The organism is Pseudomonas sp. H3_C08 (genome assembly GCF_054669455.1).
In genome coordinates, this window is record NZ_CP162803.1 from 3,226,184 (window position 1) to 3,239,107 (window position 12,924).

The window sequence follows — 12,924 nt, forward strand, 5'->3', positions numbered from 1 at the left end:
TTCCTCGCCCTCCTCCGAGAGAAGACCGCTTGCCCATGTCTATTTCATCGCCACGCCGTCCATTGTTACGCCTCTTTTTATTGGGCCTGTGTGCCTGTCTGCTGAGCCCGTTGGCCAGCGCCGATCAGGCCAAACGCCTGCGCATTGGCATCACCCTGCACCCTTACTACAGCTATGTGGCCAACATCGTCGGCGACAAGGCCGAGGTGGTGCCGCTGATCCCGGCCGGTTTCAACCCGCATGCCTACGAGCCACGGGCCGAAGACATCAAACGCATCAGCGGGCTGGATGTGATCGTGCTCAACGGCGTTGGCCATGACGATTTCGCCGACCGCATGATCGCCGCCAGCGAAACGCCAAACATCAAAACCATCGAAGCCAACGAAAACGTACCGTTGCTGGCGGCCACCGGGGTCGCCGCACGCGGGGCCGGCAAAGTGGTGAACCCGCACACGTTCCTGTCGATCAGCGCTTCTATTGCCCAGGTCAACAACATTGCTCGCGAACTGGGCAAACTCGATCCAGACAACGCCAAGACCTACACCCAGAACGCCCGCGCCTACGGCAAACGCCTGCGGCAGATGCGCGCCGACGCCCTGGCAAAACTGACGCAAGCGCCGAACGCGGAACTGCGCGTGGCCACGGTGCACGCGGCTTACGACTATCTGCTGCGTGAGTTCGGCCTGGAAGTGACCGCCGTGGTCGAGCCGGCCCACGGTATCGAGCCGAGCCCAAGCCAGTTGAAGAAGACCATTGACCAATTGCGTGAACTGGACGTGAAAGTGATCTTCTCGGAGATGGATTTCCCGTCCACTTACGTCGACACCATTCAGCGTGAGTCCGGCGTGAAACTGTACCCGCTGTCGCACATTTCCTACGGCGAATACACCGCCGACAAGTACGAAAAGGAAATGACCGGCAACCTCAACACCGTGGTGCGGGCGATTCAGGAGTCTGGCGCATGACTTCCAGAGAAACGATCTCGACCGAACTCCAGTCCCCTGTGGGAGCGAGCTTGCTCGCGAAGGCGCCGGATCAGCCGACATCTTTATCGAATGACACACCGCATTCGCGAGCGGGCTCGCTCCCACAAGGATTGGGACCGACTCTGGATTTTGCGGAAGTCTCTCTGACGCTCGGTCGCACGACGATTTTGGATAACGTCACCTTCCAGGTGCAGCCCGGCAGCGTACATGCTCTGGTCGGCCCCAACGGTGGCGGCAAGAGTTCGCTGATCAAGACCCTGCTCGGACAAATGCCCCATCAGGGCCAGCTCAGCCTGCAATGGCCCGACGAACCCGGCACCATCGGTTATGTACCGCAGGCGCTGGAATTCGATCGCGGTCTGCCGATGACCGTCGACGATTTCATGGCTGCCATGTGCCAGCGGCGACCGGCGTTTCTCGGTTTGAGCAAGCGGTATGCCGGCGCCATTGGTGAAGCGCTGGAACGCGTCGGCATGCAAGACAAACGCAAGCGCCGCATGGGTGCGCTGTCTGGCGGTGAGCGACAGCGGGTGCTGCTCGCCCAAGGGCTGATCCCGGCGCCGCAATTGCTGGTGCTGGATGAGCCGATGTCGGCCCTCGATGAAGCCGGGATTCAGGTATTCGAACGTCTGCTCGGCGATTGGCGTGCAGCGGGCATCACCGTGCTGTGGATCGAGCACGATCTGGAAGCGGTTGGGCGTCTGGCCAGCCGTGTCACGGGTCTAAACCGCCGCGTGCTGTTCGATGCCTCACCGCAAGAGGCGCTGACCCCGGAACGCCTGCTGACCTTGTTCTCGACCCATCCACGGAGCGCTGCCTGATGAGTTACGAAGCCTTTCGTTTGATGGTGCAAGGCTGGGCCTCGTCTGGTTATCTGCCGGAAGCGCTGGCCTACGGTTTTGTGGTCAATGCGTTGCTTGCCGGCCTGTTGATCGGCCCGGTACTCGGCGGCCTTGGCACGCTGGTAGTGGTCAAGCGCTTCGCGTTTTTTTCCGAAGCGGTGGGCCATGCGGCGCTCACCGGTGTGGCCATCGGCATTCTGCTCGGCGAACCTTACACCGGGCCCTACGGCAGCCTGTTCGGCTACTGCCTGCTGTTCGGCATCCTGCTCAATTACCTGCGCAACCGTACCGGTCTGGCACCGGACACATTGATCGGCGTATTCCTCTCGGTGTCACTGGCACTGGGCGCGAGTCTGCTGCTGATTCTCGCGGGCAAGATCAACGTGCACATTCTCGAGAACGTGCTGTTCGGTTCGGTACTCACGGTTAACGGCAACGATCTGGCGGTATTGGCCATCGTCGGTTCGCTGGTCATGGCCCTGGCCCTGCCGCTGTACAACCGCATCATGCTCGCCAGTTTCAACCCGCAACTGGCGGCGGTGCGCGGGGTGGCGGTGAAGACTCTGGACTATCTGTTCGTGATTCTGGTGACGCTGATCACCGTCGCTGCGGTGAAAGTCATCGGCGCGATTCTGGTCGGCGCGCTGCTGGTGATTCCAGCGGCGGCGGCACGTTTGCTCAGCCAGTCGCTCAAGGGTTTCTTCTGGTGCTCGGTGTTGATCGCCACGGTCAGCACACTGTGCGGGATCCTCGCGCCGATCGTGTTTGATCTGCCGATTCCGTCCGGCGCCGCGATCATTCTGGTCGCCGGCATTGCCTTCGCCCTCGCCGCCATTGCGCGCGGGGTTGTCCCGAGCCTGAAAGGGAATCTTGGATAAATGACTTTTTCACTGCGCAAACTGACCCTGGCCATGACCCTGTGCGGCGTGATCTGCACGCCGTTGATGGCCGCCGAAAACACTAAACCGCTGCGAGTGCTGGCCTCGTTGCCGATCACCTATGGCTTGGGCGAAGTGCTGCTCAAAGGCACTGACGTTCAGCTTGAACGTGCGGCACCGGCGAACTTGCCGGGCAGCCGGCAGAGCGCTTATTTCACCGGGCGCGGTGCACCGGCGCTGAGCAAGTTGGCGACGAGCGCCGATGCGGTGATTGGCGTGCGCTCGCTGTGGGCCGATGATTCGCTGTACCCGATCGCCCGTCGCAGCAATATTCGCATCGTTGAAGTCGACGCGGCGCGCCCGGTCGACGGCGCCCTGCCGGGCATTGCCGTGCAACCGGATCTGAAGGTTGATGGTTTGAACAGCCAGCCATGGCTGGCGAGCAACAACATGGGGCGCATGGCGGACGTGATGGCGGCGGATCTGGTGCGCCTGGCACCTAGCGCCAAGCCTGCGATCGAGGCGAATCTGGCGACGTTGAAGCAGCGTTTGCTGAAGCTCAGCGCCGACAGCGAGGCGCGGTTGGCGAGTGCCGACAATCTCAGTGTGATGAGTTTGAGTGATCACTTTGGTTATCTGATCGGTAGTCTGAATCTGGAGCTGGTTGGCCAGGATCCACGCCCTGATGCGGAATGGACGCCGCAGGATCTGAAAAAACTGACGGCGACGCTCAAGGACAATGATGTGGCGGTGGTGCTGCATCATCGTCAGCCATCGGAGGCGCTGAAAGCGGCAATTGTCGAGTCAGGCAGTCGTTTGGTGGTGTTGAGTACCGATGCGGTAGATCCGGTGGCGGAGCTGGAGGGCAATGTTGATTTGCTGCTCAAGGGCTTGAGCGGGGCTTAGTTTCAGCCTGCTCGCGTTATCGTTCATCGCGAGCAGGCTCACTCCTACAGGGCGAGCGCATTCCAAATGTAGGTGTGAGCCTGCTCGCGATGAGGCCAGCCCGGCAAACACAAACCCAAGGAATGAAAAAACCCGCTGACTGTTTCCAGTCCAGCGGGTTTGTTTTTGCCCGGCCGCTTATTGCGCGGCGGCCTGGGCTTCCATCTTCTGGCGCAGACTCAGCGGACGCATGTCGGTCCAGACTTCTTCGATATAGGCCAGGCATTCCTTTTTCAGGCCGCTCTTGCCCACGGTGCGCCAGCCTTGCGGCACGGCTTTGTAGTCCGGCCAGATCGAGTATTGCTCTTCGTGGTTGACCACGACCTGAAAGAGGATGTCCTCGCGGTCGAATACTGACGTCATGCTGGTTCTCCATCGTTATAAGGGTGGGCTGCACGCTGAGTGCAGCCGGGTATGTAGAAAGAACGTTCGGCGCGGCGAAAAATTTACAGCGCAGCGGTGGCAGCGGCCAAAGCACGGCCAAAGATTTCCGCGACACGGTCGATTTCGGCGGCAGTGATCACCAGCGGCGGCAGGAAACGTACTACTGCGCCATGGCGACCGCCCAGCTCCAGAATCAGCCCACGCTTGAGGCATTCACGCTGGACCAGCGGCGCCAGTCGCGCAAACGCCGGCGGATGACCGAGCGCATCCGGTGTGCCGTTCGGCTCGACCAGCTCGACGCCGAGCATCAGGCCGCGACCACGAATGTCGCCCAATTGCGGGAAGTCCCGTTGCAGGATGTGCAGGTGCTCGCTGAGGCGCTCGCCCATGGCAGCAGCGTGTTCGCAGACCTTGTGCTCAACCAGATAACGCATCACCGCAGAACCTGCCGCCATGGCCATCTGATTGCCACGGAAGGTGCCGGCGTGCGCGCCCGGCTGCCAAGTGTCGAGCCAGTCGCGATAAACCACCACGGCCAATGGCAGGCTGCCGCCGATGGCTTTGGACAACACCACCACATCCGGGGTGATACCGGCGTGTTCGAAGGCAAACATCTTGCCGGTGCGGGCAAAACCACTCTGGATCTCGTCGACGATCAACGCCACGCCGGCCTTTTCGGTGATCCGGCGCAAGCCGCGCAACCACTCGATGTCCGCCGGAATCACACCGCCCTCGCCCTGCACCGCTTCGACGATCACCGCTGCGGGCAGTTGCACGCCGGCTTCCGGGTCGTTGAGCAAGTTTTCCAGATAGCTCAGGTTGGCCTTCACGCCCGCCGCGCCACCGAGGCCGAACGGGCAACGGTAGTCGTACGGGAACGGCATGAACTGCACGCCATTGCTGAGCAACGCACCTAGCGGTTTTTTCGGCCCCAGACTGCCCATCAGGCTCAGCGCGCCCTGGCTCATACCGTGATAACCACCGGAGAACGACAGCACGGTGCTGCGCCCGGTCGCCGTGCGTACCAGCTTCAATGCCGCTTCCACGGCATCGGTGCCGGTCGGGCCGCAGAACTGGATTTTCGCTTGCGCCGCCAGGGCGGGCGGCAGCAGGCCGAACAGGTCCTGGACGAACTGATCCTTGACCGGCGTGGTCAGGTCGAGGGTATGCAATGGCAATTCATCGGCCAGTACCTGCTGGATTGCTTCGATCACCACCGGGTGGTTATGCCCCAGCGCCAGCGTGCCGGCCCCGGCGAGGCAGTCGATGAACGTGCGCCCTTCAACGTCTTCGACATACAGGCCTTTGGCGCGCTTCAGTGCCAATGGAATGCGTCGTGGATAGCTGCGCGCGTTGGACTCCTGCCGGGCCTGACGAGCCAGCAATGGCGATTCGTTGAACTGGTACAGCGTTTCGGCCGGCGCCGAGGTAACCCGGGCCGACGACTCTTCGATAAGGCTGGTGGCGACTGACATCTCTCGACCCCTCAATTGGCTATGGATAGTGACCAAAACAGCACACCGGACAGGTGCGCATTCCAATCGCGGAGCGCACTTGCAGGTTTTCCTGTTCTGGAAACGCTTAAGGGGCCTGAGGATTTAGCCCGTGATCGTGTTGTCAGGCCGGCGCTGCCAACGACTTGTGCATGGGCAGGGTCTGCACGCCTTGGTATTCGACGGGCGGCGCTGACTCGCGATAGCCCAGACGGCGATAAAAAGCACGACCGGTGCGCGTGCTGTTGAGATTCGCTTGAGCAACGTCGCGAACCCGCAACCAGCCTTCCAGATCGTGCATCAACGCGCGCCCGACGCCCCGGCGAAAGGATTCTGGCTGCACGTAACACAGGGAAATGTCACCACTGGCCTGTGCCATGCCGACGCCGACCGGTTTGTCCGCCAGTAAAGCCATGCATAAATAGAAGTGCGGGTCGGCGAGGCGGGCGCTGATGAAGTCGGCGGATTGCTGAGTGATCCAGGTGCTGACCCGTATCGGATCGTTACGGTGGTCGAGCGCACAACCGATACGGATCGAACGTTCGATGATGCGGCTGATGATGCCGGCGTCGGCCAGTGTGGCGGGACGAATGCAGATGGGTGCTTCCATGGCGCAATTCCCTCAATCCATTGAGTCAAAGCTGCGTTGACCTTACCCCCACCCCTGCCGGATAGCGAATGTCGAAAAGTTACATTTGATGTTCCAACCCATCCGCCCTTGTGGGAGCGAGCCTGCTCGCGAACGCGTTTTGTCAGCCACTTGGATGCTGACTGTGCCGCCGTCTTCGCGAGCAGGCTCGCCCCCACAGGGGATTTGTGGTCAGGTCAGACAGGCTGCAATGGCATGGTCAGCTCGACGCGCAGGCCATCCGGGCGGCTGTCGAAATGCAGGGCGCAGTCGCAGCGCTGAACGATCGCCTGGACAATCGCCAAGCCAAGGCCGCAACCGGTGCTCTGGCCGTTGCGCCAGAAGCGTTGGGTCAGGTGTTGCAGATCATCCGGTGCAATGCCCGGGCCATGATCACGCACGACAAACCGCACGCGGTTGCCAATGGTTTCCAGACTCAGTTCGACTGCGCAGTCCTCAGGGGTATGGCGCAAGGCGTTGTCGAGCAGATTGCGCAGCGCCGCGATCGACAGCACCGCCGGCATGTGCAGCGGTGCAGCGCTAAGCCCGGCCGGCAGTTGCAGTTTGATGCGCTGGTGCTCGCCACCGGTGGCGTCCTGGATCGCCAGGCGTGCCACTTGCTCGGCGCTGCACTGCGAACCGTCATCGAACGACAGACTGCCCTCGACCCGCGCCAGCAACAACAACTGTTCGAGGGTGCGATGCAAGCGATCGGCGCCCTCCTCGGCCCGCGCCAGCGACTGATCGCGGGCGCTGCCATCGGTCATGCGCGCAACTTGCAGGTGGGTCTTGATCGCCGTCAGCGGGCTGCGCAGTTCATGTGCCGCGTCACCGGTCAGACGGCGCTCACGCTCGATGGTCTTGCCGATGCGTTGAAACAACTGATTCTGCGTTTCCAGCAGCGGCTTCAATTCGCTGGGGAAGGTCTGGATCTGCAACGGCTCGAGCGAGTCGGCATTGCGCCGCATCAGCGCCTCACGCAGACGGTTGAGCGGCGCCAGCCCCTGGCCGATGCCCAGCCACAACAGGCACAGGCAGCCGAGCAGCGCCACGCCCACCGGCACCGACGCCGCCAGCAGGATCGACATGTTCAGGGCTTCGCGCTCGATCTGCCGGTCGGCCGTGGTGATGCGCACATCGCCCCGGGCCAGGGTGAAGCTGCGCCACGGCGCGCCATCGATCATCTGGTCATGGAAGCCCATTTTCTCGGCTTCCAGCGCTTGTTCGGGATTATTGTGACTGCGCGCGAGTATTTCCCCGCGCAACGAGCTGACCTGACAGGCCATGCCACCGGGGATATTCAGTTGTTCGGCACTGAAATGCGTGCCCTCGCCCTTGCTCGGCAGCGTCGGCAACTGTTCCAGCAGCCCGGCGACCATGCGCGCCGAGGCCACCAGACGCTGGTCGAGAGAGAACATCATCTGATTGCGCAGGTCACTGAGCATCCAGGCCGCCGCCAGCGCCCAGATCAGCGCAAACGCAGCGCCGAGGGTCAGGCTCAGGCGCAGTCGCAGGCTCATCACTTGCCTTGATCTCCACCGTCGGCCGGGCCGAGGCGATAGCCCAGACCGCGCACGGTTTCGACGATGCCTTTGCCCAGTTTGCTGCGCAGGTGATGGATGTGCACGTTCAGCGCGTTGCTTTCCAGTTCATCGTTGAAGCCGTAGACGCTGTCCTTCAATTGCTCGGTGGACAGCACCCGGCCACGATTGTGCAGCAGCGCCTGCAACAGCGATTGCTCGCGGCGCGACAAGTCCACCGGTTGCCCGGCCAGGGTGGTTTCGCGGCTGCTCGGGTCGTACGTCAGCGCGCCGTGCTCGATCAGGTTGACGCTGCGCCCGGCGACCCGGCGCAACAGGGTTTGCAGGCGGGCGAACAGTTCGCGCAAATCAAACGGTTTGAGCAGGTAATCGTCAGCCCCGGCCTGCAAGCCGTCAACGCGGTCGGTGACCGAGTCGCGCGCGGTCAGAATCAGCACTGGAATCTCCAGGCCACTCTGACGCAGTTGTTGCAGCAACTTGAGGCCATCTTCGTCGGGCAGGCCAAGATCGAGCACCATCACGTCGAATTCAGCGACCTTGAGCATCGCCCGCGCTTTCGATGCGGTGTTGACGTGCTCAACGGTCAAACCCTGAGCCGTGAGACCGGCAACGATGCCGCTGGCAATCAGCTCATCGTCTTCGCAAACCAGTACGTGCATGGTGAGTCCCGTAGAAAAAAGCCGATTAGGCAGTTGGCCGATTAAGCTGACATTATGCCCCGAACGTCACAGCGACAAGGGCGTGGCGGTTAATCATCGGTTAATCGCCGCCGCCCATTGTGCACCTCACTTGCACAGGGACAAGGCTCCTCCATGCGTCATTTTTTTCTTTTGTTTGCTCTGCTGATTTCCAGCCTGGCCCAGGCCGGGAACAATCCATTTGAGACAAAACCAGAGTTTCTGCCGGTCGACCAGGCATTCGTGCTGACGTCCGAGCGCCTGGAATCCGGTGAGACCCAATTGTTCTGGCAAATCGCCGACGGTTATTACCTGTATCAGAAACGCCTGAAATTCGAAGGGCTGAGCGCAGAGCAACAGCCCGCGCTGCCTGAAGGCGAATCCCACAGCGACGAGTTTTTCGGTGAGCAACCGGTCTATCGCCAAGGGCTGGAAATTAAAATTCCAGCCTCGGCCACGGGGCAGATCAAGGTCGGCTATCAGGGCTGTGCCGATGCCGGCCTTTGCTATCCACCGCAAACCCGGGTCATCGACCTGGGCGGTAAAGCGCCAGCCACGACAACACCGGCGGCGACAGCGGTAACAACGACAACGAACGACCAGGCACCGGATCAAGCCCTGGCCAGCAGCCTGCAAGAACACGCGTTGGGCTGGAGCTTGCTGGCGTTTTTCGGTTTCGGCTTGCTGCTGGCATTTGCGCCGTGCTCATTGCCGATGCTGCCGATTCTGGCCGGTATGGTCGTCGGCAGTGGTGCCACTCCGCGTCGCGGATTCGTATTGGCCGGCAGTTATGTGATTTGCATGGCGCTGGTGTATGCGGCGATGGGCGTGATTGCCGCGCTGCTCGGCGCGAACCTGCAGGCCTGGTTGCAAAATCCATGGCTGCTGGGGACCTTTGCCGCGATCTTCGTGGTGTTGGCGTTGCCGATGTTTGGCTTCTTTGAACTGCAATTGCCGGTGGCCCTGCGCGATCGCCTGGAACACGCCTCGCGCAGTCGCAGCGGTGGCAGCGTGATCGGTGCCGGAGCGCTCGGTGCATTGTCCGGTCTGTTGGTCGGCCCGTGCATGACCGCGCCACTGGCGGGTGTCTTACTGTATATCGCGCAGACCGGCAACGCGCTGCACGGTGGTTTGATTCTGTTTTCGCTGGGCATCGGCATCGGTGTGCCGCTGCTGTTGCTGGTGACCGTTGGCAATGGCTTTCTACCCAAACCCGGTGCGTGGATGAACCTGCTCAAAGGCGTGTTCGGATTCTTCTTCCTCGCCACTGCGCTGGTGATGTTGCGCCCGGTGCTGGATGCGTCGTTATGGCTGGGCCTGTGCGGTGCGCTGCTGTTGATCGCCGCGTTCTGCGCCTGGAAACAGTCCGAAGGTTTTGGCCGCGTTGCGCAGTTGTTCGGCGCCAGTTCGCTGCTGCTCGGGCTGTGGGGCAGTTTGCTGGTGATTGGTGCGGCGGGCGGCAGCGATGATCCGTATCAACCGTTGCAGGTCTACAGTGCCGGTCGTGCTGGCGCCACCGCGCCTTCGGGTCATGAAGCGTTCACCACGATCAAGGAGCCGGCGGCGCTGCAACGCGAACTCGATGCCGCCAAGGCTCAGGGTCAGTGGGTGCTGCTCGATTACTACGCCGACTGGTGCAAGTCTTGCCTGATCATGGAGAAGCAGGTGTTTGGCAAGGACAACGTGATGCAGGCGCTGAGCAACGTGCGCCTGCTCAGGCTTGATGTCACCGACGACAATGCCGCCAGCGCTGAACTGCTCAGCCGCTACAAAGTGCCGGGACCGCCGACGTTCATCTGGATCGGTGCTGATGGTCTGGAGCGCCGCAGCCAGCGCATCACCGGCGAAGTCGACGCCGAGACATTCCTGCAACACTGGACTGCCACCCGAGATGCCCATTAATGCTGACTTTCACCCTCGGCACCTTTGCCATCGCGCTTAACCACCTGCTGCTGATCAGTGCCCTGGCGCTGGCAACCTTTGTCGGCTGGCGGGTGGCCAAGCGTGGCGGTGATAACCCCGAGTCAGCATTGTTCAGCCTGTTTCTGCTGGGCATGCTCGCGGCGCGAATTGCCTTTGTGCTGCTGTACTGGTCGCACTATCGCAATGACCCGTGGCAGATCATCGATTTGCGCGACGGTGGTTTCCTCGCCTGGCCGGGGGTGATCGTGCTGTTGCTGGTCGCCCTGTATCGCGGCTGGCGGCGTCCAGGGCTGCGTCGCCCGTTGGGTTTTGGCGTGGCCAGCGGCTTGGCGTTCTGGCTGTTGGCGACGTTGTCGTTAAACCTCTACGAACAAGGCACCCGACTGCCGGACATCTCCCTGCGCAATGCGGCCGGGGAAACCATTCAGCTCCGTGATTATCAGGGCGGCCCGCTGGTGATCAATCTGTGGGCGACCTGGTGCCCGCCATGCCGTCGCGAAATGCCGGTGCTGGAAAACGCTCAGATGCAACGCCCGGACCTGACCTTCCTGTTCGTCAACCAAGCCGAAAGCATGCAAAGCGTGGCGACGTTTCTCGAAACCCAGGGCCTGAGCCTCAATAACGTGCTGTTCGACCGCAGTGGTCGGCTGGGTCAGGCCGTCGGTTCCATGGCATTGCCGACTACGCTGTTCTATAGCCCTGATGGTCGGCTGCTGACCAGCCACCTGGGTGAGCTGTCCAACGCCAGCCTGGCGCGCGCGCTGGAAAACTTCGCCGCCCCAACCCCGAATTCGAACCCGGCCACTGCACCGGCCACCTCTGCAAGGAAACTGCCATGCCCCGCCTCCGCCACCTGCTGACGCTGACTCTGGGCACCGCCCTGCTGCACTTGCCGTCGGTGCAGGCTGCTGAAGAGTTGCCTGCGGCGATCAAACAGATCGAAGCCAAAGGCGCGAAAATCGTCGGCCAGTTCGATGCGCCCGATGGTCTGCGCGGTTATGCGGCGCAGTATCAGAACCGAGGCATGGCGCTGTACCTGACCCCTGACGGCAAACACGTTTTGCTGGGTAATCTGTACGACGCCGACGGCAAGGATCTGAGCAGCGAGCCGCTGCAAAAACTGGTTTACGCGCCGATGGCCAAGGAAGTCTGGGCCAAATTCGAGGCGAGCAATTGGATTCAGGACGGCAACAAGGATGCACCGCGCACGGTGTACCTGTTCAGCGATCCGAACTGCCCGTACTGCAACATGTTCTGGGAACAGGCACGGCCATGGGTCAAGGCTGGCAAGGTGCAGTTGCGGCACATCATGGTCGGCATTATTCGTGAAGACAGCCCGGGTAAATCGGCCGCGTTGCTGGCGGCGAAAGATCCGGCCAAGGCCCTGGAAGATCACGAGAAGGCTGGCAAGGGCAGCTCACTGAAAGCGCTGAAAGATATTCCGGCGGCCGTGCAGAGCAAACTGGCAGCGAACATGCAACTGATGGAAGACCTGGATTTGCAGGCGACGCCGGCGATTTTCTACATGGATGACAAGGGTGAGTTGCAACAGCAGCAAGGTGCGCCTTCGCCGGACAAGTTGGCGAAGATTCTCGGGCCTAAATAATTCCGGGTTTGTTGGCGCCTGAAATGACGCCTTCGCGAGCAGGCTCGCTCCCACAGGGATCGAATGTGTTCACAGACTCTGTGTTCAATGCGGTCACTGTGGGAGCGAGCCTATCTCCGGACGGCGTTCCGACGAAGAACGATTACTCGGTCTAACGGTTGCGCTCGCTGAGGAAGGTAAACAACACCTCGGTGACAAACTGCGGATTCTCCAGATTGGAGATATGCCCCGCTTCCGGCACCAACACCCACGGGCAACCGATCAACTCGGCCATTTCCTTTGCTTCGGACGGCGGTCGCGGCTTGTCCTGATCGCCGCACATTACTAGGGTGGTCGCCGCATTCAACTTGCCCAACCGTGGCAACAAGTCATCACGGCCAAAGGTGATTCGCCCCATCGGCACGATGCTTTCGCGCAGCCGATCCGAAGAGTACGCCGCCAGTTTCGCGCGGAAATCCTGATACAGCGCCGACTGCGGATCGATGCCCGGACGGAAGAAGATCGGCACGACGATATCCAGTAATTGCTCGGAGATTTCGCCGGTTTCCTCAATTTGCTTGAACAGCGAAAAGTAATACTGACGAGTCGGCTCAGGCTCGACACCGACGTAGGTGTCCATCAGCACCAGACCGTTGAGCCGCTGCGGTGCCGACAACGCCAGACGTACGCCCCACATGCCGCCGACCGACAGGCCAATCAGGGTGACGCGGTCGATATCCAGATGATCAAGCAGGGCCTGCGCCTGACGGGCGATGTCGTCCAGGGATGTTGTGCCCTCAGGTAACTGTCCCGATTCGCCATGGCCCCACAAATCCAGTGCAATCACCCGATAGTGCGGCGATAACGCAGCGATCTGCGGTGCCCACATCGCGTGATCCCACAGATAGCTGCCGGCCAGCAAAACTGCCGGACCAGTGCCTTGATCAATGTAATGCAGCGCTTGTCCGTCCACCGTGAAAAAAGGCATCGACCACCCCCGCGACAAAAAAGAGAACCGGCAGACTGAGCTGCCGGTTCTTTA

At 61.4% G+C, this 12,924-nt stretch carries 13 protein-coding genes; 7 read left to right on the top strand and 6 right to left on the bottom strand.

The genetic code is table 11. The annotated features are described in order from the left end of the window. Positions 1-35 precede the first annotated feature (35 nt). From AB4N74_RS14745 to AB4N74_RS14760, 4 genes are read left to right on the top strand one after another with little or no spacing between them, the layout of a single operon-like run. The gene (locus AB4N74_RS14745; RefSeq protein WP_093435032.1) at positions 36-965 is read left to right on the top strand and encodes a metal ABC transporter substrate-binding protein; all 930 of its coding nucleotides are present in this window, start codon (positions 36-38) and stop codon (positions 963-965) included. Further along, positions 962-1,807: a metal ABC transporter ATP-binding protein gene (locus AB4N74_RS14750; protein WP_460101011.1), complete on the top strand. Its 846-nt coding sequence runs from the start codon at positions 962-964 to the stop codon at positions 1,805-1,807. Before AB4N74_RS14745 ends, AB4N74_RS14750 begins: the two co-directional genes overlap by 4 nt. Continuing rightward, positions 1,807-2,706, top strand: coding sequence for a metal ABC transporter permease (locus AB4N74_RS14755; protein WP_007917717.1), 900 nt, complete (start codon positions 1,807-1,809; stop codon positions 2,704-2,706). Before AB4N74_RS14750 ends, AB4N74_RS14755 begins: the two co-directional genes overlap by 1 nt. Continuing rightward, positions 2,707-3,612 carry a metal ABC transporter substrate-binding protein gene (locus tag AB4N74_RS14760; protein WP_460101014.1) on the top strand — a complete coding sequence of 302 codons (906 nt, stop codon included), beginning with the start codon at positions 2,707-2,709 and terminating at the stop codon, positions 3,610-3,612. A gap of 177 nt (positions 3,613-3,789) precedes the next feature. On the opposite strand, the gene AB4N74_RS14765 is transcribed toward AB4N74_RS14760, so the two are convergent. From AB4N74_RS14765 to AB4N74_RS14785, 5 genes are all read right to left on the bottom strand, one after another. After that, the gene (locus AB4N74_RS14765; protein WP_038364139.1) at positions 3,790-4,014 is read right to left on the bottom strand and encodes an MbtH family protein; all 225 of its coding nucleotides are present in this window, start codon (positions 4,012-4,014) and stop codon (positions 3,790-3,792) included. A gap of 83 nt (positions 4,015-4,097) precedes the next feature. Beyond that, positions 4,098-5,510 (bottom strand): diaminobutyrate--2-oxoglutarate transaminase, encoded by a 1,413-nt coding sequence (locus AB4N74_RS14770; protein ID WP_460101016.1) that lies wholly within the window; start codon positions 5,508-5,510, stop codon positions 4,098-4,100. Positions 5,511-5,652: 142 nt separating this feature from the next. Continuing rightward, positions 5,653-6,138 carry a GNAT family N-acetyltransferase gene (locus AB4N74_RS14775; RefSeq protein WP_093435041.1) on the bottom strand — a complete coding sequence of 162 codons (486 nt, stop codon included), beginning with the start codon at positions 6,136-6,138 and terminating at the stop codon, positions 5,653-5,655. Between the two features lie 215 nt (positions 6,139-6,353). Further along, a complete protein-coding gene (locus tag AB4N74_RS14780; RefSeq protein ID WP_093435043.1) occupies positions 6,354-7,676 on the bottom strand; it encodes an ATP-binding protein in 1,323 nt (440 codons plus the stop codon). Beyond that, positions 7,676-8,356: a response regulator gene (locus AB4N74_RS14785; RefSeq protein WP_007908710.1), complete on the bottom strand. Its 681-nt coding sequence runs from the start codon at positions 8,354-8,356 to the stop codon at positions 7,676-7,678. Before AB4N74_RS14785 ends, AB4N74_RS14780 begins: the two co-directional genes overlap by 1 nt. A gap of 153 nt (positions 8,357-8,509) precedes the next feature. Here AB4N74_RS14785 and dsbD point away from each other — a divergent pair, with 153 nt between their 5' ends. From dsbD to dsbG, 3 genes are read left to right on the top strand one after another with little or no spacing between them, the layout of a single operon-like run. Further along, positions 8,510-10,276 (top strand): protein-disulfide reductase DsbD, encoded by a 1,767-nt coding sequence (dsbD, locus tag AB4N74_RS14790; protein ID WP_460101019.1) that lies wholly within the window; start codon positions 8,510-8,512, stop codon positions 10,274-10,276. Then, complete coding sequence (locus AB4N74_RS14795; protein ID WP_093435049.1) at positions 10,276-11,157, top strand: TlpA disulfide reductase family protein; 882 nt, start codon at positions 10,276-10,278, stop codon at positions 11,155-11,157. Before dsbD ends, AB4N74_RS14795 begins: the two co-directional genes overlap by 1 nt. Continuing rightward, the gene (dsbG, locus tag AB4N74_RS14800; protein WP_116256557.1) at positions 11,133-11,903 is read left to right on the top strand and encodes a thiol:disulfide interchange protein DsbG; all 771 of its coding nucleotides are present in this window, start codon (positions 11,133-11,135) and stop codon (positions 11,901-11,903) included. The genes AB4N74_RS14795 and dsbG overlap by 25 nt, the downstream gene beginning before the upstream one ends. Before the next feature lie 151 nt (positions 11,904-12,054). On the opposite strand, the gene AB4N74_RS14805 is transcribed toward dsbG, so the two are convergent. Next, the gene (locus tag AB4N74_RS14805) at positions 12,055-12,870 is read right to left on the bottom strand and encodes an alpha/beta fold hydrolase (protein WP_460101023.1); all 816 of its coding nucleotides are present in this window, start codon (positions 12,868-12,870) and stop codon (positions 12,055-12,057) included. Between the last annotated feature and the right edge of the window lie 54 nt (positions 12,871-12,924).